Here is a 26,687-nt window from a genome sequence, read left to right as displayed (position 1 = left end):
GTTCAAGTGAGCTTTTTGTTATATAGTTCGCTTTTAATTAAAGCGAAACTCCTCTTTTCCAGGGAATAAATACATCTTGTTTCAACTGGTCTGCTTTTGTTTCCACCTTTCCGCTCGCCAATTCTATAATGTAATCTACTATTTCTGCTCCAACCTCGCTAATGGTTTTCTCACCCGTAATCACCGTTCCGGCATTTACATCGATAATATCAGACATTCTATTAATTAATGCTGTGTTCGAAGAAATTTTTACAACCGGTGCAATGGGATTTCCCATCGGATTTCCTAAACCTGTGGTAAATAAAACCACTGTTGCGCCTGATCCAACCAATCCTGTGGTACATTCTGCGTCATTTCCTGGCGTATTTAAAAGATTTAATCCTGGTTTTGAAATATATTCTCCGTAATCTAAAACATCTACAACAGGCGAAGTTCCACCTTTTTTAGCTGCGCCAGCAGATTTCATTGCATCTGTAATTAATCCGTCTTTGATGTTTCCCGGAGATGGATTCATATCAAAGCCTGAACCTGCATCTACAACTGATTTTTCAAAAGCTTTCATTAAAGTTAAAAACTTATCTGCTTTTTCTTCGTCCACACATCGGTTCATCAATTCTTGCTCAACGCCACATAATTCTGGAAACTCTGCCAAAATTGTTTTCCCTCCCAAAGCTGCAAAAATATCTGAAACAATTCCTAATGCCGGATTAGCGGAAATTCCTGAAAATCCGTCAGACCCACCACATTCAAGACCAATACTTAGCTTTGAAAGAGGAGCAGGCTTGCGTTGAATTTTGTTGGCTCTTTTAATGGCTTCATAAGAATCTTTAATCACCATTTGAAACATTTGATCAGTAGTTCCAATTTGTTGTTGCTCATAGATCAAAATTTCTTTATCACTATTGGGACTCATTTCTTTCAATGCCTTTTTAAAGATATCAACTTGCAAATTTTGGCAACCTAAACTTAAAACAGTTGCACCTGCAACATTTGGGTTGTTCACATATCCTGCAAGCAGTTTTGCCAACAATTCTGAATCTTGTCGAATCCCTCCACAACCACCTTGGTGATTGATAAATTTTACTTCGACATTATCTAAAAGATTTTCATTTAAATTTTTATCCGAAACTTCTTCTACACTTTTTTCTTCAATTAAAGAGCGTAACAAATTTTTATAAGAAACTTCCTTTTTGGGCATTAATTCGTTTTCGAAAATATCTTTGAGTTTTTCGATATTTTTGTTTTCACAAAAAACCAATGGAAAAAACAACCAAACGTTTTTGGTTCCAACTTGTCCATCAGTACGGTGGTATCCGTTGAAAGTTTTGTCTTTCCAACGATCTACATTTGGGGGAGTCCAACCTAAATTTCCGTTTTTACCAAAAACTTTTTCACTTTGATGTTTTACATTTTCGGTGGTAATTACTTCTCCTTTTTTTATAGGTTTAGCAGCCTTTCCAACCAAAACACCATACATTATAATATCACTACCAATTGTAAAATCTTTCTCTGCGATTTTATGTTTTGCTTTAACATCAGTTGTTGGTGAGACGCTAGTTCCTTCAAAGATAATTTGTTCGTTTTGCACCAAATCGGTTAAAGCGACAATTAGGTTATCTGCTGGGTTGACTTTTATTAATTTTTTTTGCATGATCGTTTTTTTTAAAGTAGCTAATTCTCTAAGGTGCTAAGTGGCTAAGATGCGTCCCGAAACCTTAGAATTTTAGAAACTATTCCAATTAATAGTGTTTGCTGAAATTAGCAAAACCTTTTTCTATTCCGTTTTCTTCAATTTCATTTAAGGCCAGTATTAAAGCTTCCGATAAACCTTTTACCTGAGTTAAATCTTCACCCCAGAATTCAGTATTAGCCAATATTTTAGCTACAACTAAATCTATAGCTTTTAATTGCCACGCGTTTTTAAATGCTTCAACTATCTCCGGAGAATCTTTTACAGGTAATACCTCGTTATTCCAGGTTCCTTTGTAGAACTGAATTAAACTTGCTAATGAAAAAGTTAAGTTAACAGGCAATTTTTTATTAGCATTATAATATCCTAATAAACTAGGCAAAACCCTTACCTTGAATTTTGAAATAGAATTTAATGCAATATCGGCCAGGGCATGTTTGATAAATGGATTTTTAAATCGGTCCATTACCTCTTCCGAGTAAGCTGTAATTTCATTTTTGTCCATATCAAGGGTTTCACTAATTTCACCAATAACGCTCTTTACGAATTTTCCGGTAAAATCTCCGTTAACGGTTTCCATTACTAATTTATTACCATATAAAAGTGAAAAAGGAACCATTGCCGTATGTGCACCGTTTAGAATACGAACTTTAATCATTTTAAAAGGACGTATATCGTCAACGATTTTTACATTCAAATCTATTTTATCAAAAGGTAATTTTGCTTTTAAAGCATCGCCACCTTCAATAGCCCAAAGAAAGAAAGGTTCTGCAGCAACAATTAAATTGTCCTGATACTCTAATTTATTATTGTATTGTTCAATTTCAGCTCTTGGATATCCCGGAACAATTCTGTCAACCAAAGTACTGTGATACGTACAAGCATCTGATAACCAGGTTTTAAATTCATCCTCTAATTTCCATAAATCAACATATTGTAAAATATATTTTTTAAGCGTCTCTGAGTTATAATCAATCAATTCACAAGGAATTATGGTTACTGCTTTAGAAGTATCTCCATTGAAATGTTTAAATCTTTCATATAATAACACGGTCAACTTTGCAGGAAATGAAACTGGCGGCTGCATATCGGCAGTATCACTTTCGATGAATTCAATTCCGGCTTCAGTAGTATTTGAAACAATAAACTGAAGTTCTTCTTCTTTGGCTAAAGCCAAATAATCTGCAAATTCAGTATACGGATTTATAGCCTTTACAATATTGGTGATCAACTCAATATCCTGTATTTTTTCACCTTTTTTAATACCATTCATAAACAAAGTATAAAGACCATCCTGATCGTTAATCAGGTGTACCATACCGTCTTTCAAAGGCTGCACCATTGCAATACCGGCATTAAAATCAACTTCTTTATTTAGTTTGTGAAATGCGTAATCAACAAAAGCTCTCAGGAAATTTCCTTCTCCAAACTGAACTACTTTTATTGGCTGTAATTTTTCTAATCCTGTATTTTTTCTGTTTAACTGTTTCATTTTAAATCTTCAAAGTGTTATAAATAACCACATTAAAACCTTATTTGTTTTTAGATCTTCCATTGTAAAAGAAACATTACACTTGTGTGAGGAAAGTAAATTTTGCTGTGAGGAATAACAAAATTTATTTTTCAAGTGTAATGCTCAATTACAATTTCTAAAATCTAAAAAAAACGTGCAAATAAGGATCGGTATGATTACTCCTTATTTATTTTTAATATTTTTAATGATATCCAGAACCTGGCTTACTTTTGTTTTTAAGCCATCATAATCCTTTTTATCTAATATATCTTTCGAAATTAATTGCGATCCGATACCCACGCAAGTTGCGCCGGCATCAAGCCACGAGGTCAGACTTTCTACGGTTGGTAAAACACCTCCTGTTGGCATTATACTGGTCCACGGACATGGCCCTTTTATTGCTTTTATAAATTCTGGTCCGTAAATATCTCCAGGGAATAATTTTACGATTTCACATCCTAATTCTTCTGCTCTTGCAATTTCAGTAAGTGTTCCGCAACCAGGTGACCAGAGTACTTTACGCCTGTTACAAGCTATGGCTATATCTTCTCTAAAAACCGGGGTTACAATAAAATTAGCTCCTAAACTCATATACAATGAAGCTGCAGCGGCATCAGTTATAGAACCTACACCTAGCATCATTCCAGGCAGTTCAGCCAAAGCATATTTGTTTAAAGCTCCAAAAACTTCATGAGCAAAATCTCCTCTGCTTGTAAACTCCATTAATCGCGCACCACCATCATAACATGCCTTTAATACTTTCTTGCTTACTTCTATATCTGAATGAAAAAAAAGCGGAACCATTGCGTTCTCTTTCATTTGTAAAGCCACTTCAATTCTTGAATATTTTGCCATCTTTTCTTAATTATCTTGATACTAATGCAGAACCATCTCCATCTATCATATTTTCAACTTCTTTTAAAGTAACCAGATTATAATCCCCTGCAATGGTATGTTTCAAGCAACAAGCCGCTACTGCAAAATCTAAAGCTCTCTGGTTATTATTTTGATATTGCTGCAACCCATAGATCAGTCCACCCATAAAAGCATCTCCACTACCTACTCTATCTACAACGGGTGTAACTTCTTTTAAAGCTGCCTGATAAATTGCTTTTCCGTCAAATAAAATACCGCCAATTCTCTGGTGTGAAGCACTTACAGAATAACGCAATGTAGTGGCTACAGTTTTTAAATTCGGAATTACATCAAACAATTTACTATACAAAACAGGAAGTGATTTCTCATCCTGATAATTCGGGTTTACTTTAGGAATTCCTAACATGAAATACGCCGTATCTATATCTCCTAAAATAACATTACTATACTTTAGCATTTCGGGCATAACATCACTTGGAGTTTTGCCATACTGCCATAATTTTGATCGGTAGTTCAAATCACATGAAATAGTAATTCCCTTTTTATGCGCTACTTTAATAGCTTCTAAACAAGCCTCGGCAGCACTTTCTGATATTGCCGGGGTAATTCCACTCCAGTGAAACCATGTTGCACCTTCCAGGACTTTCTCCCAATTAATGGTACCTTTCTGAATAGTTGCCATCGAACTATGCGCACGATCATAAACAACATTACTGCCACGTGTTCCCGCTCCGGTTTCAAGAAAATAAATCCCTAAACGTTCTCCTCCATAAACTATGTTTTTAGACTCTACGTTCATTTTTCGCATTTCTTTTAATGCCGAGGTGCCAATTTCATTCTCAGGTAATCTTGTTACAAATTCTGCCTTTAGGCCATAATTCACCAAAGACACACAAACATTAAATTCGCCTCCTCCGTAAGAAGCGCCAAATGCTGTAGATTGTGAAAAACGTAAATGTCTCTCTGTGGAAAGACGCAACATAATTTCTCCGAATGCAACTACTTTACTCATATTAATATTGTTTTGCCACAGATTAAAAGGATTAAAGATTTTTAAAAACTTTGCGGACCTTTGCTAAATCTTTTCAGGCTTTGCGGTTAGTATTTAATTAGAATTTGAAATAATCTTTTGCGTTGTTATATGAAATGTCTGAAACCAATTTCCCTACCCATTCCATATCCTCTGGCAATTCGCCGCGTTTGATTTCGTCTCCTAAAAGATTACATAAAATACGTCTGAAATATTCGTGTCTTGGGAAAGACAAGAAACTCCTTGAATCAGTGAGCATTCCCACAAAACAACTAATTAATCCCATGTTTGAAAGGGCATTTAATTGCTTGGTCATTCCATCTTTTTGATCTAAAAACCACCATCCTGATCCCAACTGTACTTTTCCGCGAACGCTTCCATCATTGAAGTTTCCAATCATGGTTGCCATCACTTCGTTATCAGCAGGATTTAAGTTGTAAATAATTGTTTTAGTTAATTTATCTTTACTATCCAGTGCGTTTAAAAAACTGGATAATTTTTGCGCCTGCGGATAATCTCCTATAGAATCCCATCCTGTATCAGGTCCTAAAATTCTGTGCATACGCGCATTATTATTACGCAATGCCCCTAAGTGAAACTGCTGTACCCATCCCAACTCATGATAGGTTTCAGACAAGAACAATAAAACAGCACTTTGGAATTTTAAAGCTTCTTGGGGCGTTATAATTCTGTTTTCTCTTTTCTTTTGGAAAATGGCATTTATTTCAGATTCGGTAAATTCTTCAAAATAAATCTGATCCAAACCGTGATCACTTAATTTGCAGCCATTTGCATTAAAAAACTCAATTCTTTTTCTTAGTGCAGCCTGTAAATCAGCAAAAGTATTAATTGCAATTCCGGACACATCCCCTAATGTGTCCAGATATGCATTATAACCATCATTAGAAATTAAGATGGCTTTATCGGGTCTGAAAGCCGTACTCATTTTGGTTCCAATAGGATTGTTTGTCAGTTTCTGGTGAAACTCCAAACTATCAATTGGATCTTCTGTGGTACAAACCAATTCAGCATTTACTTTTTTAAGCAGGTTTTGAGTGCTGTAGGCCTGAGAATTAATTTTCTCTGTAGTTTCGATATATATTTTTTCTGCTGATTTTTCATTCAGTAGATCATAAATATCAAAATAACGGGCTAATTCTAAATGTGTCCAGTGATATAAAGGATTACGCATAGTATAGGGAACCGTTTTTGCCCAGTTTAAGAACTTATCTTTATCTGAACCATTTCCTGTAACAAATTGCTCGTTGATGCCCAATGTACGCATCGCACGCCATTTGTAATGATCTCCGTTAATCCAAACTTGTGTTATATTGTCGAAAACCTTATCCTGCGCAATAAACTGCGGATTCAAATGATTATGGTAATCTATTATGGGTTGATTTTTTGAATAATTGTGGTACAACTCTTCAGCAAATTTATTTTCAAGTAAAAAGTTATCGTTTATAAATGTCTTATTTGCGCTCATGTCTTTTAAAATATAATTGAGAATTATGCTTCGTTTGATGGCTTGCCAATAGTGGCCAGGATGCCACCATCTACGTATAAAATGTGACCGTTAACAAAGTCACTGGCTTTAGAAGATAAAAATATTGCAGCTCCGGCTAAATCACCCGGATCTCCCCATTTTGCTGCCGGAGTACGGCTAATGATAAAATCGTTAAAGGGATGACCATCAACTCTGATAGGTTTTGTTTGTTCAGTAGCAAAATAACCAGGTCCGATTCCGTTGATCTGAACATTGTATTTTGCCCATTCTGTTGCCATATTTTTAGTCAGCATTTTTAGTCCGCCTTTTGCAGCGGCGTACGCCCCAACAGTATTACGGCCCAGCTCGCTCATCATTGAGCAAATGTTGATTATCTTTCCTTGTCTTCTCTCAATCATTGCTTTAGCAACATGTTTAGAAACAATAAAGGGACTTACAAGGTCAATATCAATTACTTCTTTAAAATCGGCTACTTCCATTTCAATTAGCGGAATTCTTTTAATGATTCCCGCATTGTTAATCAAAATAGCGATAGGTCCTACTTCACTTTCAATATTTTTTATAGCGGCAATAACTTCTTTCTCATCAGTGACATCAAACTTATACCCCACTGCATTTATTCCTTCATTTTTAAGTGATGCCACGGCCTGATCAATTTTTTGTTGAGAAGAATTCCCATTTACCACTATTGTCGCGCCAGCCTCACCCAATCCTTTTGCCATTGCCAGTCCCAGTCCGTGTGTACTTCCTGTAATCAGGGCAATTTTTCCTTTTATATCAAATAAACTTGTCATAGTTTTTATCTTAAATCTGTGATTTTACAAACATCCATATCTGCGTAATCTAAATTCTCTCCTGCCATTCCCCAGATAAAAGTATAATTACTGGTTCCTGATCCTGAGTGAATTGACCATGGTGGAGAAATTACTGCCTGATGATTGTTCATCCAGATATGTCTTGTCTCCTGTGGTTGTCCCATGAAATGGCAAACTGCCTGATTCTCGGGAATATCCAAATAGAAATACACTTCCATTCTACGATCGTGTACGTGAGCCGGCATGGTATTCCAAACACTTCCCGGTCGTAACTCGGTCATTCCCATTTGCAGCTGGCAAGTCGTTACCACACTACCAATGATCATTTGGTTAACTGTACGGTGATTGGCCGTTTCCATTGTACCCAACTCTAATTTATTTGCTTCTGCCAGACTTACTTTTACCGTTGGGTAAGTAGTATGAGCCGGCGCAGAGTTAATGTAATATTTAGCAGGATTATTGCTGTTGTCACTCTTAAAAATTACTTCTTTATTACCGCTTCCGATATATAAAGCATCTTTAAATCCTAATGCGTATGTTTTTCCTTCCACTACAACAGAACCACTTGCTCCAACATTAATAATCCCGATTTCTCTTCTTTCTAAAAAATAAGAAGCTTTAAGCGGGTCGATACTTTCTAACACTAAATCTCCTTTTACCGGAACTGCAGAACCGGCAATATATCTATCGTAATGAGAATAGGTTAAAACAATCTCATCGGCTTGCATTAGGTCATCAATTAAGAATTCATTTCTTAATTCCTGAGTATCATACTTTTTTACTGCTTCTGGGCTTGAGGCGTATCTTGAACTATATTTTGTCATAATTTTTAATTTAATGTAATCGATTGCACAAAATTAGATTTTTATCTTTAAAAAACACATTTTCAACTATTAAAATTTTCCAAATATTACATACCGGTAATCGGACTGTATTTAGGAACTAAGGTTTTCATTACTATCCAACCAATTAAATAACATACGGCACAGATAGAGAAAATGATAAAATAACCCGCTTCAATACCATGAAAGCCCATAAAAGACATATTGGTTTCTTTGGCATGATCAAACAATAATCCTGAACCTTTATTGATTATGGTAGAACCAACACCTCCTGCAAGTCCACCTATTCCTGTAATAGTTGCTATTGCTTTTTTGGGAAACATATCCCCTACAGTTGTAAAAATATTTGCCGACCAGGATTGGTGAGCCGCCCCTGCAATACCAATGATAATTACCGGAATCCAGTAACTTATATAACCTAAAGGTTGTGCAATTAAAGCCAGTAATGGAAAGAATGCAAAAATTAGCATCGCTCTCATTCTACCCTCGTATGGGTTCATTCCTTTTTTCTCTACAAAATAAGTTGGTAACCAGCCTCCAACAATAGAAAGCAATGTAATCATATATAAAACAAACAATGGTAAAGCAGCTTGTGTAGAATCCATTCCGTAAACTGAGCTTAAATAAGCTGGTGTCCAGAACAAAAAGAACCACCAAACACCATCGGTCATGAATTTACCAAAAGCAAAAGCCCAGGTTTGTTTGTATTTAAAACATTCTACAAAAGATACTTTTGTGGTAGTTTCCGGTACATAACCCACTAACTTACTATCAGCCACATCATCTTGTTGAATGTATTCTAATTCAGCAGCAGATACTTTTGGATGTCTCTCTGGCTTATCATACATAAAAACCCAAAATCCCATCCAGACAAAACCAAGTGCCCCAATGATAATAAAAGCCATTTCCCAACCGAATGATTTGGCTATAAAAGGAATCGATATTGGAGCTGCCAAAGCCCCAACTGTAGCCCCGGCATTAAAAATACTAGTAGAAAATGCCCTGTCTTTTTTAGGAAAATATTCAGCCGTAGTTTTAATAGCCGCCGGGAAGTTTCCTGCCTCACCCACGGCCAGTACAAAACGGGCAAAAATGAACAATGTAACACTTACATTAATCACTAGTCCTGTGTCCTGTACCAGATCTATAGCATCTTTTGCACCTTGAAAACCTACAAACCAGTTTCCGGTTATAATTCCCGCTGTTGCAATACCGCAAAAAGCATGCAGACAAGCTCCAAAAGACCATATTCCGATAGCCCAAAGAAATCCTTTTTTAGTATCGAGCCAATCCACAAATCGTCCTGCAAATAATAAAGAAACGGCATAAAAAATAGAGAATAATGCTGTAATATTTCCGTAATCGTTGTTTGTCCAGTGAAATTCCGGCGCGATAAAATCACTCCATGTCAGGGAGAGTACTTGCCTGTCTAAATAATTGATCGTTGTAGCAAAAAACAATAAGGCACATATACTCCAACGGTATGTTCCTGTAGATTTTTTGGATTGATTTGTAATGCTTGCGTCTTGTGGTTGGTTCATAGTAAAGTTGTATTATAAAATTGATGTTCTCTTTGCACTATTTATTTCCTTATTAACTCTTCAAAAAAGACAATAAAAATCAATCTGACAAATCCAACAAATTAAAATAATGTAATCGATTGCACAAATATAGTTTTTAATCTTTATATTCCAAATATATTATATAAAAAATTATTATAATCAAATAAATAAACATATAGAACAAAAAAGTCTATTCAAAATTACACATTAAACAATATAATTGTTAAATGAAGACATATGAAATTTGTCCTTATTAGGGGGTAAAATTGTACCAGATTCAACACCTTGAAATCCTTTAACCCCTCCCTGCACTATCTGAGAATAAGAACTGCTTTTTAACGTTCTTTCCAGTACAGAAATAGGCGAAAATTTCTATTTTTGACTATTTGCTAGAAAGCCTACTATTTCACTAATTTATTATAGAATTGAAAAAATCACAAAAAATGTTCCCAAAAAAAGTCTTTATAATTCTTGTTGTTTTCACAGCAATCACCAACCAGCTTAACGCTCAAAATAAAATTGTTGCGCTATGGAATAAAATACCGGACGAAATTAAAGCCATAGATTATAAGGAAAACCAAAGCATCAAGGAGGGAAAAGTACAAAGTACCAGCCAGGTCAGCGTTCCTACATTAAGCATATTTCTGCCGACAGCAATTAAACCCAATCAGGCCGCAGTTATCATATTTCCAGGCGGAGGATATCAGCACTTGGCAATTGATAAGGAAGGAACTAAAGTAGCCGAGTGGTTCAATAGTCTGGGAATCGCTGCTTTTGTAGTAAAGTACCGATTACCAAGCGATAAGATCATGAAAAACAAAAACATAGGCCCATTGCAAGATGCTCAGCAAGCGGTGCGCTATGTGAGAGAGAATGCAGCAAAATACAATATTGATGCAAACAAAATTGGAATTTTAGGCTTTTCTGCCGGAGGACATCTGGCTTCCACCCTGGCCACACATTACGAGGAAAAGACCTATGAGACCACTTCTAAAGTAAGTGCACGTCCTGATTTTTCTCTTTTAATTTATCCTGTTATATCCATGCAAAATGATATTACACACAAGGGATCACAAGTGAGTTTACTGGGCAATAATCCTTCACAGGAATTGCTTGATTCTTTTTCTAACGAAAAAAGGGTAACGGCGCAAACCCCGCCCACTTTTTTGGTACATGCCTCAGACGACACAGCTGTTTTACCTGAAAACAGTATCAATTTTTACTTAGCCCTTAAAAATAATGGCGTTGCGGCTGAATTGCATATGTATGAAAAAGGCGGACATGGTTTTGGCCTGGGGGTAAAAGATACCAGCAAGTTCTGGACACGAGATTGCCAAGAATGGCTTAAAAGTCAAGGATTAACCCAATAAAATCAATGGGGAGTGTAATTATTTTGACCATATAGAAATCTTTACCAAAATATGGTACTTTTATTCGGTTTTTGCGAATTAGGTACAATGCATCCAATTAAAAAAAAGGCAAAACTCATAAAATTTTGCCTTTTTAACCAACATCAAAAACTATAAAAAAAACGGATTCCCACTACGTTAAACTAACAATTCTTTCTCTAAGACTGCTTTAGATTTAGCAATAGGAATTGCTTTTGTTGCAACTTTTGCAGACGCAGCTGTTTTTTTGCCAAATTTCTGTTTTCCCCACCAGATTAAAAATCCCGTAATAGGCAAACTGGCTGAAATTAGACTGGCAAAAAATGCAATAATTTTCCCTGTAAGTCCCAGTACACTTCCCACATGAATATCATAATTCATTCTTCGTATTTTGTCTGGTATATTAGCATCGATATATTTTCCTGAGAAAGTCGACTTCATTGAAATCTCTTTTAAAGTCTGCTGATCAAAATTATACCTGTCCATATTATAGTAGGTATTTTTTTGTTTGTAAACAAAAGCTCCGATAGGATCTGCTGGTTTGGCAGGAATAGAGATTAATATTCCCGCTGCCTGTGGATTTTCTTTGTTCATCTTCAACAAAACTTTATCAGCCGTAGTAAGATTAAAAGTCTTAACATTTGTGGTGTCTGATTTTGCAGATTCACGGCTTTCTACTAGTGGTTTTCCTGCCGATGTAAGCCAGTATAGCGATTTACTCCACCAGTCAAAACTCCATACTAATCCACTTACAGCAATAAAAAATAAAAAAACACAGCTGTAAAACCCAAGCACATTATGCAAATCATAATTGACGCGTTTGAAACTGGCATCTGTTTTTATTTTAAAACTTTTATTAATAATGGACTTAATCCATTTAGTGGGCCACCAAAGCACTATACCTGAAATGAGTAAAATAACAAAAATGATAACCGCCACACCCACAATTGGCCTTCCTATATTATAAGGTAGCCATAAAGCACGGTGACCATTTAATATCCACCTGAAAAAATCGGGCGATTCGCCTCTTGAAAAAGATTTTACATTTAATATTTCTCCAGAGTACGGATTCATATAAATACTGGTAAAAACGCCCTTTCTTCTTTTTCTGGCCTTTTCTTCTTTTTCACCTTTGTGCTTGCCTTTTCCTTGCGGTTTTAGATCAGATTTTCCTTTTTCACTCCCATTTTTAGCTGTGTCATTTTTAAGATTTCCTTTTTTCTCTCCTCTTTTATTTTCTCCTTTTTCGTCTTTACTTTCTTTTTTCTCGATAAAATAGCCCACAATAGCAGCATCCTCTTTTGATCCAAAAGTAACACTTGTGGCATGATTGCCTTTCATGGTTTTATCTGCAATTGTAACTAATTGCGAGGGTAATAAAAAAGCTTTTTCCTGAGGGGCTACAAAACGCCAGTCTTCGATAAAATCTTTAATTTCGTTTTCAAAAACATAAATACAGCCCGTTATACTAACAATAACCACAATAATACCCGAAGCCAATCCGAGCCATAGATGCAACCAGGCCATAATACGCTTGAAAAGCGATTTTTTACTTTTTTTCTTATTAGTATTTGATTTTGAAAAAGAAAACATAATTAGTAGCGTATAAAAAGATAAATAAAAAAACCGCAAGCCCCGAAAGGCCTACGGTCCAAAAGAAACCAATTTTAATATTTTAATTTTGCAATTGCAGTAATCTGACCACCTTCAACTTTTATTCCCTTAGTAGCAACAGCAGTTGTGCCGTTGATGGTATAAATCCAGTTTCCTTCAGGAGTATTAATACCAACAATAGCAGATGAACCGTCCTCACTAACAAGATTATATCTTTCTACTGTTGTAAAACTAATTATTTGAGGCGCATTAGTTACCCATGTAAAAGTTTGATTGTAAAGATCCGCAATGGCCAGTTTTGCAGCGCCTTTATTAGTTCCTGGCGTACCATACATTTGTAGTAATACTTTTCCTTTAGAGATATAGCTGGAAGAAGCAATTTTATATCCTCCTGACTTTTCCTCTACATTAAAGAAATAGGTTTTATCAAATTCTGTAGTTCCTTTTTTAATTTTTACCACAGCAGATGGTTTGGTAGAAGTTACAACAGAATTGCTTGTAGCAACTGCTCCTGAGAAACCGTAAGCATCTCCGTTTTCGTCCTGATACAATCCGTTAGTGAAATAACCTCCTAAATAACTGGTACGGTTATCTTTGATCACTTTTTCTAATTTAAGCTCCGGATATGTATATACCGCAACCCATGTACTGTCCGGGTTTTTAGTTCCAAAATTATCAACTCCGTCACCTTTAATACTCATATAAGGCATGTACACTTTTTCGCCCACCTGAGTTGCCCAGGTAAAAAAGGCTCTCTCACCGTTTCCAGCTAATTTTTTCGTGTCTTGTTGCGCCTCACCTGTAATAAGTGATTTTTCTGCATCAATTTTATACATTTGAGCAATAGATGCCGCGCCGCTTCTTGGAACTTTAATGGTTAAAATATCCTTGTTTACAGCTGTAAAAACGTGTACTGTTTCTGCCTGAAAATTAGATTTCTTAATTAGCTTTCCTTCTGCATTCAGGTTGTAAGTTGTCACCGCGCCAGGATTTCCTTGTCCGTATAATAAACTAAAAAAGTTGTTTTGCGCTGTAATGTAATAACGGTAAGATCCGTCTTGTTCGATACCATTACCCGTTGTAGTAATAGACCCTTTAGAAATATCATCAGCCGTTAACAAATAATCTGCAATTCCTGCTGCTCCGGTAGTGGCAGTAATTATATATTTTGTTTTTCCGGTGTCTACTCCACCGCCTGTTTCATTTCCGGGTTTATCAGAATCACTACTACAAGAGAACGTTGTAAAAGCTACTAAGGCTGAGAACAAAATTAATTTGCTACTTTTTTTCATGTTATTATGGTTTGAATTATTAAATTATTTACGTGATTTATCAAGAAAATATCTGAATTTGAGGTAAAAGCCACGACTTGGTTTTTGCAATGAAAAGTTATCGTAGAGCTTATTGTCTAATGCATTTTTACATTCAAAAGCTATATTGTATTTTCCATCGGCAAGCGTGTAAACAATATTGATATCGTGATTAAACTGTGTTGGAATATCGAGTTTACTAGATTGCATACCACGGCTTGGCCATGACAAATAATAGTCATAGACATAGAGAAGATTGTATCCTAGAGATAAATTATTTCCTTTTTTTATAAAATCATTAAAAAATATCGTCGCATCAAAATTTCCAAATAAATATGGGATGTTGGGAACCCTGTCTTTGTAAAAAAGCGATACATATTGCTGACCTGGTTCATATTTTGTCATATTACGAAGATTTTGATAAGTCATATTTACCCCCGCAGTAAATCGGTTCTTGTATGAATACCTGATCTCTGTATCTACTCCGTAATTAGTCACTCGTCCCTGATTGACGTTGGTTTGCATGGTTTGATTTATATTGAGCTCAGAGCGTATAAAATCTGTCGCATCGCGATATAAAAAATTCAGATCAAATGTCATGGCATTTACTTTTCTAAAACTAGTCTGGTAGCTCACTCCAGCATTAAAATTATTACTGGTCTCGGGTTTAAGATCTAGATTTCCTGCAATATTTTCATTTACGTTTCCAAAAATTTCCTGTGGCGTTGGTAAACGGTAACTTTTTTCAAAAGATCCTTTTACCTGTAAATTCTCTCTAATATAGTAACTTGTTGCCCCACCATATCCTACTACAGACGTATGGTCTACATATTGCTGGTAGGCAATATCTCCGGTATTTCCCGATGGATTATAACTTCTGGAATAAGTCGTTTTTAGGGAATAATCTTTTAAAAATACAGAGGTACTCCACTTCTGGTTATAATCAAATTTATACCCTAATCCTATTACATTTTTTTGTGATTTTTTAGGTTGTTTATACACTAAAGATTCAGGAACTAACTCATCACTTTCTTTACGATCAAAAGTATTGAAGGTATTATTTAGCATAAATGAATGTCTCTCGCTTAAACTATAAGTGGCATTTGCTGTAGCAATTCCGTTATTGTTTTTGAATTTGCGTAACGTACGGCTGCGTTCTCCACCTAAACCTTCAAACTTTCTGCTCTCGCCAAACCAGTTATATCTAATATATACAGTATCTATATTTTTTTCTTCTCCAAAATTAAAATTCCCCGTAAGGTTAAAATTCAAGCCTTTTGTAAAAAGATCTTTAACCTGATATTTTACAGTGGGCATCAGGATATTTCCTTTCGAATAAACAGATCCAAAGACACTTTCCATCCTTGCTCCGGTTTGAATGTCTGCTTTATTTTGACCTGCTGTAAGACCAAATAACAATTTATCGGCATATTTTTTTCCAGTAATTCCAATGTTTACAACCACCGTTTCGTTATGATAGTTATCATGAAATCTTCTTACACGCTGATTTGGATAATATTGACCTGAGAATAAATTGGCCGCATCAACATTGACCCAATAATTATTATCAGAATAATTTTGAAAAGCATTTATCTCTGTGGTAAAACCGCTTTTAGCAGTATAACCGGCATTTACAGCAGAGCGATGAGTATTAAAAGATCCAAAAGAATACGACGCATCAATATAAGTTCTTGGTTTGCTGTTTGTCACAATATTCACCGCGCCTCCTAAAGCATCTCCGCCCAGCCAAATGGGTACAACACCTTTGTAAACTTCGACACGATCGGCAAGATTTACAGGAATGTTATTGAGCTGAAAAGAAGATCCAAAATTATCCATGGGAACTCCATCAATAAAAACCTTGATTTGATTTCCCGAGAAACCATTTATTGAAAGTTCTGATCTTGAACCTACTCCACCAGCCTCACGGACACGAACACCCGAAACCCTGTCTAAAGCATGAGACAAATCAAGGGTAGTATTATGAAGCTTTTTAGCATCAAGAGCCGTTACATTATACGCTTGTCTATTTACTTTCTCGGTTGCCGTACGTCCTAAAACTGTAACGCTTTGCAATTCGTTTAATTCATTTTCTAAGCGGACCTTAAAATTGACATCCCCGGATGAAACTTCTATATTTTTTTTATAGTTCGAAAAACCAATTGCAGTGATTTTTAAAGTGTACTTTCCCGGCTTTACATTTTTGAAAACAAAACTCCCGTTCTCATCCGAGATCATGCTTAAGTTGGTTTTTTCGATACTAATTGTGGCATAAGGAATTGTTTGTCCGGAATTTTCCCTTACCTCTCCACTGACGGAGAAACCCTGATTTTGCTGGGAGTGCGATAAGACCGAAAAGAAAAAAAATATACTAAAAAATAAAAATTTGTGAGTTGTCATATCTTTAATTAGACTAATTATAAATAACTTTGGCGCAAAAGTACCATCTACAACTCGAAAAAAGATAGGGAAAAACGGATTATTATTTTGTAAAAACGGATTATATTTTGAAGATCAAATCGAAAATTTTAGCGCACGAAAAGTCACTTATTCAAATTGAAATTGGTGACACTCATTATCCAAAAAATTATTTAACACAGGAGAATGTCAATATAAAAAATGGTGACGCAGAACAAATTAAAAGCCATCATTTAATCACCCAGGGAATGGTTTTGCTCGATACACAGATGCTCTTTTCAACGCCTCAAACCATCATTTTTGAAATTGATCAAGAATCTGTAGTGATGAATTTTATTTGCTGCAATAATGTCCAGACCCATATTGATGAATTAGAGACCGAAAAATATTCAAAAAAAAATACTCATAATATATTTTACGCTACAAAGTATAAAGCAACTATTAAAATACCTGCCTTTGAACAAATTAATTATTTCTCTATCATCTTGTCAAAAGACTTTTATTACAACATCATCAATGAAGATTGGGAACTTCATGAGAAATTTTCAAAAAATATCCTGCTTAAAAAATCGAGTTATCTTACTTCAAAGTATATTGCCTTTACCCCGGCAATTCAGTGGGTGATTCACGAAATAAAGAACTGCAAGCGTCAGGGTGCTCTAAAAAAAATGTATATCGAAACTAAAATCAAAGAACTCCTTATACATCAGCTCGAAACAATCATTACCATACCTGTACAAAAAGATCAAATTGACAAATACGATTACCATAAATTACTAGAAGCCAAACAAATACTAGACAACGATTATGTTCACGCGCCAACATTAGCAGAACTCTCAAGGTTGATTTCCCTAAATGAATTTAAGCTAAAAAAAGGATTTAAAGCTTGTTTTGGAACTACTGTAAAAAGTTATATTATTAAACTCAGAATGGAACATGCCAAAGAATTATTCCAAAATAAAGCCTCGACAGTTAGTGATGTAGCATATAAATGTGGGTATAAAGATGTATCTCACTTTTCGGCAGCTTTTAAAAATTTCTATGGTTTTTCACCTCAAAAGTTTAAAATCAATTGGGACTATATTCATTTTTGGATTACGGGAGTTTTATTATTAAGCTAATAAAAAAAGGGTTTTCAGACTTTGATTAACAAAATCTAAAAACCCTATAAAAATTTAGACTTTCCCGTATGTCTTGCAAACTTATACAAAGATATCCACTATGAAATGGTGTCAAATTTTCATTCTAAAAAAAAATGTTTCTCCAAAAACAGTAACATAGAGAATTGACAAATGCTGTTTAAAAAGGCAAAAACAACGCCTATATCAATTTCTATAACACAAATCTACAAGCTACTTTAGAGAAAACATTACGGGTTTCCACATTTGGAGAATCTTTTTTTCTCTTATTTATATTCGTTCAATATTAATTTATTGTTTTACTTGACATTACGCCTCTTTTTTCAAACAATTATAACTTAAACTTTTTTTGTTAAAATTATTATTTCTTAAAAAAGCGATATAGAAATCCTACCCCTTACACTCCAAAATTAGCTTTCAAAAACTCAAAATTAATTTCTTGTCCTAGATTAAGCCACTACCTTTTAGCTTAGTGATACATTTGTCAAATAAATGAATCGTTCTTTTTAAGCCTGAATCTAAAGCCTGAGAAACATACTTCGAGTAAAGATTAATTTCTTGTCCTAGATTAAGCCCTGCTTTTTGAGTTAACCAATACATTTGTCAAATAAATTATTAGTTCTTAAAAAAGCTGTAGTCTTAATCCTGAAATGATCAAATTATAGAAAATTATATTTCTTGTCCTAGATTAAGCCAAACAATTTAATTAGCCAATACATTTGTAAAACAAATTACAAGTTCTATCAAAACTGAAAAATTAAAGCCTAAAAAAACTTAGAAACTTAGTAACTCAGTGTCTTAGAAACTAAAAAAAAAAAACGATTATGAAAACTCTTGAATTCTTATTACTTGGAAAAAACGAAGCGATCCTGGCCATTTTACTTCGACTTGTAAATGCAGATGAGAACTGGAATGCAGTTGCTTTTGATCACGAGAATGAAGCTCAGGAATACTTTCAAAATCACAAAATCGACATTGTTCTGTTGAGTTCCGGAATCGAAGATCATGTCGAGAAAAAGTTCACTTCTTTTTGCTTGGAACAACAACCCCAAGTCGAAGTAATTGAACATTTTGGAGGAGGAAGCGGTTTATTAAAATCAGAAATCCTTCACCGACTACATCTAAAAGGAAAAATTTAGGTACCAGAATTTTCCTTTTTAAAATTCATTAAAAAGCTTTAAAACATTTCATTGACGACTATCCAATAAAAAATTGACGATATATCGTGAGGAACTTTATTGCCTTTTTTGAAAAAACCTTTAAAATCAAAACATTACAAACAAAGCATTTAATTTGAATGCAAAACACTGAAAATCAAATACAAAATATTTTTAAAAAACCTTTTTATTCACAACAAAAATAAATTATCATGAAAAAATTAATCCTTACCGCAGCATTATTATTTGTAACTTTTATTGGATTCGCTCAAAAACCAAGTCCGGCGCAATTAGATCCTTTCAACCACACACTGGTACTTATTGATTACGAAAGCCAAATGGCATTTGCAGTAAATAACATTCCAATTGATCAACTTCGTAACAACACCGCTTTAGTTGCCGGAGCTTCAAAAATATTCAAAGTTCCTACCATTGTAACAACCGTTGCAGAAAAATCATTTAGCGGACCGGTTTTTCGTGAAATAGAAGAATTTTATCCAAAGGCTACTTCAAACTACATCGATCGTACTTCAATGAACACCTGGGAAGATATTCCTGCTCATAAAGCTATAGTAGCAAAAGGTAAAAAGAAACTTGTTTTGGCAGGTCTGTGGACAAGTGTTTGTATTGTTGGGCCAGCATTATCAGCAATCAACGAAGGTTATGATGTTTATGTAATTACAGATGCAAGTGGTGATGTTTCTAAAGAAGCACACGAAATGGCCGTAACCCGTATGGTTCAGGCTGGTGCTCATCCTGTAACTTCATTACAATATTTATTAGAATTACAACGCGACTGGGCTCGTCAGGAAACTTATGTACCAGTAACTGATTTAGTTAAAAAATATGGTGGTGCTTATGGTGTTGGTGTTCAGTACGCTCACGAAATGTTGAAACACTAATTTATAAATTCTTCATCAATGGTTCTTTTAAGGGCTGTGATACTCTCACAGCCTTTTTTTATCCAAACCCTTAACAAAAACCAGATTATGAAACCAAAAATTATAATATCCGCTTTACTTCTTCTACTTTCCTTATCGATTTTCGCTCAAGGCAAAAGAGCCACACTTATCGTTCACCAAGCTGTAATTCATACACTAGATGAAAAAAATACGATTGTAGAAGCAATGGCTCTTGCCGATGGAAAAATCCTTAAAACCGGAAAAAACAGGGAGATTTTAAAACTAAAAAACAAAAAAACAACTGTAATTGATGCCAAAGGAAAAGTAATTATTCCCGGAATATTCGATTCGCATATGCATATTATCCGCGGTGGAAGATTCTTTAATACCGAGTTGCGCTGGGATGGTGTCCGTTCTCTTAAAAGAGCTTTGGCAATGCTAAAAGAACAAGCACAAAGAACCCCTAAAGGACAATGGGTTCGAGTTGTTGGGGGATGGAATGCCTATCAGTTTGAAGAAAAAAGATTACCAACTCTTGAAGAAATTAATCAAGCTACAGGGGATGTTCCAGCATTTATTCTTCATCTATACGGTCACGCTTATCTGAACAAAGCCGCAATAGCAGCCTTAAAAATAGATGCCAATACACCAAACCCAAATGCGGGATTGATTGAAAAAGATGCAAACGGAAATCCAACCGGATTATTAGTTGCAGAACCAAACGCTTTTATTTTGTACTCTACGCTTGCTAAACTTCCGGAATTATCCGAAGATGAAAAATTCAATTCGACCAAACAATTTATGAGCGAAATGAACAGACTTGGCGTAACGGCAATTATGGATGCAGGAGGCGGATTTCAAAATTTTCCGGACGATTACGGCGTGACAAACGCTTTATGCAAAGACAGCGATTTAACCATTAGAATGCCTTATTATTTGTTTGCCCAAAAAGCAGGAACAGAACTAAACGATTATACCAAATGGATGCAGACTGTTGAAATTGGCGAAGGCTGTGACGATGATCATCATTCTGACAAAGTAGAATATCATGTTCAGGGTGCAGGAGAAAATCTGGTAATGAGCGCCGGAGATTTTGAAAACTTCGACAAACCAAGACCTGAATTAAGCCCGGCAATGGAAGGACAATTAAAAGAAGTTTTGTCTTTGTTAGTAAAAAACAGATGGCCCTTTAGAATTCATGCCACATATAACGAAAGCATCACCCGATTTTTAAATGTTATTGAAGAGATCAACAAAGAAACTCCCCTAAACGGACTTTTATGGTTCTTTGATCACGCAGAAACGGTTTCTCTAGAAAACTTAAAACGTATAAAAGCGCTGAACGGTGGATTGGCAATTCAGCACAGAATGGCCTATCAGGGAGAAAGTTTCATAAAAAGATATGGCAAAACAGCAGCTGCAAATACAGTTCCGCTAAAGAAAATATTAGAATTAGGAATTAAAGTAGGAATGGGAACTGACGGAACCCGTGTGGCAAGTTACAATCCGTGGGTTGGTTTATATTGGTTGACTACAGGAAAAACACTGGGTGGCTTAAAATATATGAATGACGAAAATATAGCAGACAGAACAACGGCGCTAAAATTATTTACTTACGGAAGTGCACAATTAATCAATATTGAAAAAGACAGAGGAATGCTCACAGCAGATAAATTAGCCGATTTTGCCATTCTTTCTGATGATTATTTTAATACCTCTGAAGAGAAAATTTTAGACATCGAATCGAAACTTACAGTTGTAAACGGTAAAGTAGTTTATGCAGATGATGATTTTAGAACCTTTGCACAACCTACACCAAAAGCAATTCCGGATTGGAGTCCTGTAAACTATTTTGGTGGATATCAAAAAAACTAAATTATGAACACACTATTGCAATTATTGCTGCTTTTGGGATTCATTTCAGCCACAAATGCACAACAAAATCCTGTATTTCAAAAGTTGCGGTATGATGATGATGTTACGTATTTAAAAACAGATTCGGCCAAAAATGCGTACCAGAGAATCAAATATATTCCCCTTGGTAAAAATAGCAGTTACTTCGCCTCTATTGGCGGGGAAGCCAGATGGCAATACACCTACACGGTAAATGACAAATGGGGCGATGAATCTGACGAAGGCGACGGTTATTTACTTTCCCGTTATCTGCTTCATGCCGATATTCATTTAGGTGCTTTCAGAACATTTTTTGAATTGCAAAGCAGTCTGGCAAACAGTAAAATAGACCCGAGTCCTGTAGATGAAAATCAACTTGACATTCATCAGGCATTTTTAGATATTGATTTTATCGATAATAAAAACGAGCAATTTACATTACGCTTGGGAAGACAGGAAATGATGTACGGTTCACAGCGTTTGGTAGCTGTTCGCGAAGGCCCAAACAGCCGACTTGCTTTTGACGCAATCAAGTTGTTTTATAAAAATAAAAATTGGCAGACAGACGCCTTTTTCACTCATCCAATCGCGAACAAAACCGGAACCTTTAATGATCAATTCAATGAAAATGCCAAGTTCTGGGGAAACTATACTGTGATTCATAAAGTACCATTTATTGAGAATATCGATTTGTATTATTTAGGATTATGGAAAAGCCGCGCAGTTTTTGATGATGCTACGGGAGAAGAAACCAGACACTCTTTTGGAACCAGAATCTGGAAAACAAAAGGAAACTGGAAATACGATTTTGAATCGCTTTACCAATTCGGAAAAATAAATGAGAAAACAATTTCCGCCTGGACTATTTCCTCTTTTGCCTGTTATACTTTTGAAAACATAAAATTCAGTCCCGAAATTGGTCTAAAGACAGAAATTATTTCAGGGGATAAAAATGCAGACGACAATCATTTACAAACCTTTAATCCCTTATATCCAAGAGGCGCTTATTTTGGATTAGTAGCCTTAATTGGCCCATCGAATTTAATTGATATTCATCCTTCAGTTAGTTTTAACCTAACTGAAAAATTTACTCTGGGAATCGATTATGACATATTTTGGAGACAGAATACAAGTGATGGTTTATACGCGCCAAACATGCAACTCTTATATTCAGGTAAAGGTACGAGAGAACGTTATATAGGATCTCAATTGATCTCAAATCTAGATTATGATATGAATGACTTTCTTTCTTTTACACTTGAAACCGGTTGGTTTAATGCAGGTTCATTCTTAAAAGAGGTTGGTAGAGGAAAAGATTATTTTTATGGGGCTCTAACAGCGCAGTTTAAATTTTAATAATAATAAAATAAAAACACAAGCAACTTAAAGAACCGCAGGTTCGATTTATTTTGTAGGATGGATTTTAATCCATTCTGGACGAAGATTATTTTTATGTGGATTTGACAATGAAATTTAAATTTTAAATTTGCATAAAACCACATGTAAAAATGGAAAAGAAATATTCTGTTGTTTTTCATCCTTCAGAAGATGGAATTGAGGTAATCAAAAAACTAAAATTAGAATTATTCAATAGAATTGGATGGTACGGCAGCTGCAATTCTGTGGCGCATATTACAATTGGTGGATTTAAAGCAAATGAAAATCAACTTGCTAAGTACGTAAAAAGACTTTTTAAAATCGCTGACACTTTAACTCCTGTTCAAATTCATTTAGATCATTTTGACGCTTATGAGCAAAGTCGGGCTTTCTTTATATCCCCAAGTGAAAATTCTAAAGCAGACTTAAAACCTATGATGAAAAAAATTCAGGAAGCACTTCTGATTGCCAGTAAAGACAGAAGCGACGATCCTCATATTTCAATAGGACGAAATCTAGCACCCGAAAACATCCAAATTGCCCGTGATTTATTCACTACAATTAGTATGGCGTTTTTATGTGATGCCATTATATTAAGAGAATTTGATCCCATTAAAAGGCAATATTTTATCTTAGAAACTTTCCCCTTTGGCAGTAATCCTCAGCCAGAATTAATTCAAGGGAGCCTTTTTTAAACGCAACGTTCGCAAAGATTTTACGCAAAGGGCGCTAGTGATTTCTAGCAAAGAACTTGAAACTAAAAAAACTTTTTATTAATTTTCGTATATTTGAATTTTACAATTCACAAATATGAAATCACTCGATTCATTTTATCAGGACATCACCGAAGGTTCTTCAATCGAACCAAGTTCATTACTACCCAACGACATCAAAAAAGAAATTGGGCATTTTAATGTATTTGACATTAAGGAGCTTTTAGAACGTATGCAGGGAAAATCAATAATGCCTTATGACCGAAGAGCGTATTATAAGATAAGTCTGATCAGAGGAAAAAACAGATCTGAGTATGCCGATAAAATAATCGAAATCGAAAAACAAGGCCTTTTGTTTGCTACCCCAAAAATCCCCTACAATTATGTGCCGCAAGACACCAACCAGTCTGGGCAGTTTTGTGTTTTTACAAGTGAGTTTTTATCCAAAAACAAAAGTGGAATTGATCTGGACGAATTGCCTATTTTTGCATCCGACGGTTATCCCATTTTTCAGCTTACAGATCAAGAAGTTGCAGAAGTTGAATTGATTTTCAACAAAATACAAAAAGAAATCAATTCAGATTATATCTACAAATACGATCTGATTCGTAATTATGTGGCTGAACTAATTCACTTTGGACAAAAATTACAGCCTATAACCGCTTTATATTCTAAACATAATTCGGCCGCTAGGGTTTCCTCTTTATTTGCCGAATTACTGGAGAGGCAATTTCCTATTGAATCTCCAAACCAAAGATTAGAACTAAGAACCGCCAAAGATTTTGCAGAACGATTATCTGTTCACGTCAACCATCTCAATAAAGTTTTAAAAGAAAACACCGGAAAAACTACCACCGAGCTAATCACCACAAGATTAACAAATGAAGCCAAAATACTTTTAAGACAAACCGATTGGAACATCTCTGAAATTGCTTTTTCACTGGGTTTTGAAGAGTTGGCGCATTTTTCTAATTTCTTTAAAAAACAAACGACATTTACCCCACTGGCTTTTAGGAGTTAGATTTTAGCACTTTTTAAAAGTCTTCGACTTTTAAAAAGTTTAACGTAACGTTTTTGGAATTTGGAATTTTAAAAATTGGAATTTCACAACTCTGATTTGAATTTCGCAAACATCGATTTGATATTTACAATTCCCTATCCCTACTTGGCTCCTACCTTTGTCTTATCAATTTAAAAGATCGAAAAAGATGAAATTATCAAACAACAAAATTCTAATAACAGGTGGTGCAAGCGGTATCGGACTTGGGCTAACCCAAAGATTTATCCAGGAAAACAATACTGTAATTATTTGCAGCAGACGTGAATCTGTTTTAAGTGAAGTAAAAGCAAAATTCCCAACCGTAATTACAAAAGTATGCGATTTGTCAATCCAAGCTGAACGCCTAGCTTTATATCAATGGATTGCAGAGAATCATCCTGATTTAAATGTTTTAATTAATAACGCAGGAATTCAAAAATGGGTCTCGGTTACAGATGCTGGCTTTTATGAAAGCATGAAAACAGAACTTGCTACCAATATTGAGGCTCCTTTACATTTAACATCTCTTTTACTTGAGTTAAACTCACTAAATACAGTTATGAATGTAACATCCGGATTGGCTTTTTCTCCTTTTGCTAAAATTCCTGTTTATTCGGCTACAAAAGCATTTTTTCGCTCCTTTACATTATCACTTCGTCATATTCTGAAAGCAAAAAATATTGAAGTAATCGAGATTATTCCACCAGCACTAAATACAGATTTGGGAGGTGTTGGTTTACACGACGCACATCCAAGCGTGAGTGATTTTATCGAATCTATTTTCGAACAATTAAAAGAAGGAAAAGACGAACTTACTTTTGGAACCAGTGCAACGAGAATAAATGCAAGTGTTGCGGAATTAAAAGCATCGTTTAATGCATTGCATTCGAATTAATTTCATTGAACATAATAATTTAAACACATAGAAACATAGTTTCCCGGAACTTAAAAAAGGCATTTGATTTGTTTTACTTCATATAGCTGTGTGTTAGAAACTGGTTTCTTTTTTAAACTCTTATTGATCTTAAAAATTCTATGTTAGTATGTGTTTAATTTTTCACCCAAATTTTTAATTCTTAATTTTTAATTCAAAAAACAACTATAAAATGGCAGTAAATACAAAAATAGCTCTTGTTACAGGTGGTAGCAGAGGTTTAGGAAAAAATATGGCAATCGCAATTGCAAAAAAAGGAATTGATGTTATCCTTACATACAACAGTAAAAAAGACGAAGCTGATGCTGTTGTAAAAGAAATCGAAGCATTAGGACAAAAAGCAGCTTCATTACAATTAAACGTGGCTGATTCAGGTACTTTTGATACTTTTTTCACCAACGTTTCAGAAGTTTTAAAAAGTATTTTTAAAACCGATAAATTCGATTTTCTTGTAAACAACGCCGGAATTGGAATTCACAATTCATTCATTGCAACAACAGAAGCTGAATTTGATCAACTGACCAATATTCAGTTTAAAGGACCTTTTTTCCTTACTCAAAAAGCGTTGAATAGCATCAATGATGGTGGCGGAATCGTGAATATTTCTACTGGTCTGGCTCGTTTTTCATTTCCGGGTTATGCTGCATATGCCGCTATGAAAGGGGCAATTGAAACCTTGACAAAATATCAGGCAAAAGAATTAGGTTCAAGAAAAATCAGGGTAAATGTTGTTGCTCCAGGAGCTATTGAAACTGATTTTGGCGGTGGTGTTGTTCGTGATAATGAGCAAATGAATCAGCAAATAGCATCTGTTACTGCTTTAGGAAGAGTGGGTTTACCTGACGATATTGGTGGTGTTGTTGCTTTTTTATGTACCGAAGAAGCACGTTGGGTAAACGCTCAGCGTATTGAGGTTTCTGGCGGAATGATGCTTTAATTAATTATAAATTCTGAATTATAAATTATTA

Annotated in this window: 21 protein-coding genes; 10 read left to right on the top strand and 11 right to left on the bottom strand. The window is 35.0% G+C overall.

Annotation, left to right across the window (positions count from 1 at the left end; translation table 11 throughout):
- Positions 1 to 37 precede the first annotated feature (37 nt).
- The 8 genes from IRZ78_RS25540 to IRZ78_RS25505 form a co-directional block, all read right to left on the bottom strand.
- Entirely contained in the window at positions 38 to 1,651 is a 1,614-nt protein-coding gene (locus IRZ78_RS25540; protein ID WP_194620335.1) for an altronate dehydratase family protein, read from the bottom strand.
- An 88-nt stretch (positions 1,652 to 1,739) separates the two neighbouring features.
- Positions 1,740 to 3,182: a tagaturonate reductase gene (locus IRZ78_RS25535; protein WP_194620333.1), complete on the bottom strand. Its 1,443-nt coding sequence runs from the start codon at positions 3,180 to 3,182 to the stop codon at positions 1,740 to 1,742.
- Positions 3,183 to 3,386: 204 nt separating this feature from the next.
- A complete protein-coding gene (locus IRZ78_RS25530) occupies positions 3,387 to 4,058 on the bottom strand; it encodes a bifunctional 4-hydroxy-2-oxoglutarate aldolase/2-dehydro-3-deoxy-phosphogluconate aldolase (RefSeq protein WP_194620331.1) in 672 nt (223 codons plus the stop codon).
- 10 nt (positions 4,059 to 4,068) lie between these two features.
- On the bottom strand, positions 4,069 to 5,091 hold the full coding sequence (locus tag IRZ78_RS25525) for a sugar kinase (RefSeq protein WP_194620329.1): 1,023 nt from the start codon (positions 5,089 to 5,091) through the stop codon (positions 4,069 to 4,071).
- A gap of 97 nt (positions 5,092 to 5,188) precedes the next feature.
- Complete coding sequence (gene uxaC, locus IRZ78_RS25520) at positions 5,189 to 6,595, bottom strand: glucuronate isomerase (protein WP_194620326.1); 1,407 nt, start codon at positions 6,593 to 6,595, stop codon at positions 5,189 to 5,191.
- Positions 6,596 to 6,618: 23 nt separating this feature from the next.
- The gene (locus tag IRZ78_RS25515; RefSeq protein WP_194620324.1) at positions 6,619 to 7,410 is read right to left on the bottom strand and encodes a gluconate 5-dehydrogenase; all 792 of its coding nucleotides are present in this window, start codon (positions 7,408 to 7,410) and stop codon (positions 6,619 to 6,621) included.
- A 5-nt stretch (positions 7,411 to 7,415) separates the two neighbouring features.
- Entirely contained in the window at positions 7,416 to 8,255 is an 840-nt protein-coding gene (gene kduI / locus IRZ78_RS25510) for a 5-dehydro-4-deoxy-D-glucuronate isomerase (RefSeq protein ID WP_194620322.1), read from the bottom strand.
- Positions 8,256 to 8,341: 86 nt separating this feature from the next.
- On the bottom strand, positions 8,342 to 9,814 hold the full coding sequence (locus tag IRZ78_RS25505) for an MFS transporter (RefSeq protein WP_194620320.1): 1,473 nt from the start codon (positions 9,812 to 9,814) through the stop codon (positions 8,342 to 8,344).
- A 464-nt stretch (positions 9,815 to 10,278) separates the two neighbouring features.
- Here IRZ78_RS25505 and IRZ78_RS25500 point away from each other — a divergent pair, with 464 nt between their 5' ends.
- Entirely contained in the window at positions 10,279 to 11,205 is a 927-nt protein-coding gene (locus IRZ78_RS25500) for an alpha/beta hydrolase (RefSeq protein ID WP_194620318.1), read from the top strand.
- Between the two features lie 177 nt (positions 11,206 to 11,382).
- Here IRZ78_RS25500 and IRZ78_RS25495 read toward each other — a convergent pair whose 3' ends face one another.
- From IRZ78_RS25495 to IRZ78_RS25485, 3 genes are all read right to left on the bottom strand, one after another.
- Positions 11,383 to 12,816 (bottom strand): PepSY-associated TM helix domain-containing protein, encoded by a 1,434-nt coding sequence (locus tag IRZ78_RS25495; protein WP_194620316.1) that lies wholly within the window; start codon positions 12,814 to 12,816, stop codon positions 11,383 to 11,385.
- Positions 12,817 to 12,890: 74 nt separating this feature from the next.
- Positions 12,891 to 14,129 carry a DUF4374 domain-containing protein gene (locus IRZ78_RS25490; RefSeq protein WP_194620315.1) on the bottom strand — a complete coding sequence of 413 codons (1,239 nt, stop codon included), beginning with the start codon at positions 14,127 to 14,129 and terminating at the stop codon, positions 12,891 to 12,893.
- Between the two features lie 24 nt (positions 14,130 to 14,153).
- Positions 14,154 to 16,547 carry a TonB-dependent receptor gene (locus IRZ78_RS25485; RefSeq protein WP_194620313.1) on the bottom strand — a complete coding sequence of 798 codons (2,394 nt, stop codon included), beginning with the start codon at positions 16,545 to 16,547 and terminating at the stop codon, positions 14,154 to 14,156.
- 107 nt (positions 16,548 to 16,654) lie between these two features.
- On the opposite strand from IRZ78_RS25485, the gene IRZ78_RS25480 reads away from it, so the two are divergent.
- The 9 genes from IRZ78_RS25480 (at position 16,655) to IRZ78_RS25440 (ending at position 26,656) form a co-directional block, all read left to right on the top strand.
- Positions 16,655 to 17,686: an AraC family transcriptional regulator gene (locus IRZ78_RS25480; protein ID WP_194620311.1), complete on the top strand. Its 1,032-nt coding sequence runs from the start codon at positions 16,655 to 16,657 to the stop codon at positions 17,684 to 17,686.
- Between the two features lie 842 nt (positions 17,687 to 18,528).
- Positions 18,529 to 18,843 carry a hypothetical protein gene (locus IRZ78_RS25475; RefSeq protein ID WP_194620309.1) on the top strand — a complete coding sequence of 105 codons (315 nt, stop codon included), beginning with the start codon at positions 18,529 to 18,531 and terminating at the stop codon, positions 18,841 to 18,843.
- Positions 18,844 to 19,073: 230 nt separating this feature from the next.
- Positions 19,074 to 19,763 carry a hydrolase gene (locus IRZ78_RS25470; RefSeq protein WP_194620307.1) on the top strand — a complete coding sequence of 230 codons (690 nt, stop codon included), beginning with the start codon at positions 19,074 to 19,076 and terminating at the stop codon, positions 19,761 to 19,763.
- An 87-nt stretch (positions 19,764 to 19,850) separates the two neighbouring features.
- Positions 19,851 to 21,638: an amidohydrolase gene (locus tag IRZ78_RS25465; protein WP_194620305.1), complete on the top strand. Its 1,788-nt coding sequence runs from the start codon at positions 19,851 to 19,853 to the stop codon at positions 21,636 to 21,638.
- A gap of 3 nt (positions 21,639 to 21,641) precedes the next feature.
- The gene (locus IRZ78_RS25460; RefSeq protein ID WP_194620303.1) at positions 21,642 to 23,012 is read left to right on the top strand and encodes an alginate export family protein; all 1,371 of its coding nucleotides are present in this window, start codon (positions 21,642 to 21,644) and stop codon (positions 23,010 to 23,012) included.
- A gap of 152 nt (positions 23,013 to 23,164) precedes the next feature.
- Positions 23,165 to 23,728, top strand: coding sequence for a 2'-5' RNA ligase family protein (locus IRZ78_RS25455; RefSeq protein ID WP_194620301.1), 564 nt, complete (start codon positions 23,165 to 23,167; stop codon positions 23,726 to 23,728).
- A gap of 115 nt (positions 23,729 to 23,843) precedes the next feature.
- Positions 23,844 to 24,767, top strand: a complete 924-nt coding sequence (locus IRZ78_RS25450) for an AraC family transcriptional regulator (protein ID WP_194620299.1) — start codon at positions 23,844 to 23,846, stop codon at positions 24,765 to 24,767.
- A gap of 187 nt (positions 24,768 to 24,954) precedes the next feature.
- Complete coding sequence (locus IRZ78_RS25445; protein ID WP_194620297.1) at positions 24,955 to 25,680, top strand: SDR family NAD(P)-dependent oxidoreductase; 726 nt, start codon at positions 24,955 to 24,957, stop codon at positions 25,678 to 25,680.
- Positions 25,681 to 25,891: 211 nt separating this feature from the next.
- Entirely contained in the window at positions 25,892 to 26,656 is a 765-nt protein-coding gene (locus IRZ78_RS25440) for an SDR family oxidoreductase (RefSeq protein ID WP_194620295.1), read from the top strand.
- Positions 26,657 to 26,687 lie beyond the last annotated feature (31 nt).

Source organism: Flavobacterium sp. CSZ (assembly GCF_015350725.1).
Lineage (GTDB): Bacteria > Bacteroidota > Bacteroidia > Flavobacteriales > Flavobacteriaceae > Flavobacterium.
The sequence above is the reverse complement of the archived record's forward strand: the minus strand, read 5'-3'. Positions and strand labels throughout refer to the sequence as shown.

What these genes read in the sequence shown, in the direction of transcription:
- IRZ78_RS25540 (WP_194620335.1), bottom strand. Translation starts at nt 1,651, where the DNA reads ATGCAAAAAAAATTAATAAAAGTCAACCCAGCAGATAACCTAATTGTC.
- IRZ78_RS25535 (WP_194620333.1), bottom strand. Translation starts at nt 3,182, where the DNA reads ATGAAACAGTTAAACAGAAAAAATACAGGATTAGAAAAATTACAGCCA.
- IRZ78_RS25530 (WP_194620331.1), bottom strand. Translation starts at nt 4,058, where the DNA reads ATGGCAAAATATTCAAGAATTGAAGTGGCTTTACAAATGAAAGAGAAC.
- IRZ78_RS25525 (WP_194620329.1), bottom strand. Translation starts at nt 5,091, where the DNA reads ATGAGTAAAGTAGTTGCATTCGGAGAAATTATGTTGCGTCTTTCCACA.
- uxaC (WP_194620326.1), bottom strand. Translation starts at nt 6,595, where the DNA reads ATGAGCGCAAATAAGACATTTATAAACGATAACTTTTTACTTGAAAAT.
- IRZ78_RS25515 (WP_194620324.1), bottom strand. Translation starts at nt 7,410, where the DNA reads ATGACAAGTTTATTTGATATAAAAGGAAAAATTGCCCTGATTACAGGA.
- kduI (WP_194620322.1), bottom strand. Translation starts at nt 8,255, where the DNA reads ATGACAAAATATAGTTCAAGATACGCCTCAAGCCCAGAAGCAGTAAAA.
- IRZ78_RS25505 (WP_194620320.1), bottom strand. Translation starts at nt 9,814, where the DNA reads ATGAACCAACCACAAGACGCAAGCATTACAAATCAATCCAAAAAATCT.
- IRZ78_RS25500 (WP_194620318.1), top strand. Translation starts at nt 10,279, where the DNA reads ATGTTCCCAAAAAAAGTCTTTATAATTCTTGTTGTTTTCACAGCAATC.
- IRZ78_RS25495 (WP_194620316.1), bottom strand. Translation starts at nt 12,816, where the DNA reads ATGTTTTCTTTTTCAAAATCAAATACTAATAAGAAAAAAAGTAAAAAA.
- IRZ78_RS25490 (WP_194620315.1), bottom strand. Translation starts at nt 14,129, where the DNA reads ATGAAAAAAAGTAGCAAATTAATTTTGTTCTCAGCCTTAGTAGCTTTT.
- IRZ78_RS25485 (WP_194620313.1), bottom strand. Translation starts at nt 16,547, where the DNA reads ATGACAACTCACAAATTTTTATTTTTTAGTATATTTTTTTTCTTTTCG.
- IRZ78_RS25475 (WP_194620309.1), top strand. Translation starts at nt 18,529, where the DNA reads ATGAAAACTCTTGAATTCTTATTACTTGGAAAAAACGAAGCGATCCTG.
- IRZ78_RS25470 (WP_194620307.1), top strand. Translation starts at nt 19,074, where the DNA reads ATGAAAAAATTAATCCTTACCGCAGCATTATTATTTGTAACTTTTATT.
- IRZ78_RS25465 (WP_194620305.1), top strand. Translation starts at nt 19,851, where the DNA reads ATGAAACCAAAAATTATAATATCCGCTTTACTTCTTCTACTTTCCTTA.
- IRZ78_RS25460 (WP_194620303.1), top strand. Translation starts at nt 21,642, where the DNA reads ATGAACACACTATTGCAATTATTGCTGCTTTTGGGATTCATTTCAGCC.
- IRZ78_RS25455 (WP_194620301.1), top strand. Translation starts at nt 23,165, where the DNA reads ATGGAAAAGAAATATTCTGTTGTTTTTCATCCTTCAGAAGATGGAATT.
- IRZ78_RS25450 (WP_194620299.1), top strand. Translation starts at nt 23,844, where the DNA reads ATGAAATCACTCGATTCATTTTATCAGGACATCACCGAAGGTTCTTCA.
- IRZ78_RS25445 (WP_194620297.1), top strand. Translation starts at nt 24,955, where the DNA reads ATGAAATTATCAAACAACAAAATTCTAATAACAGGTGGTGCAAGCGGT.
- IRZ78_RS25440 (WP_194620295.1), top strand. Translation starts at nt 25,892, where the DNA reads ATGGCAGTAAATACAAAAATAGCTCTTGTTACAGGTGGTAGCAGAGGT.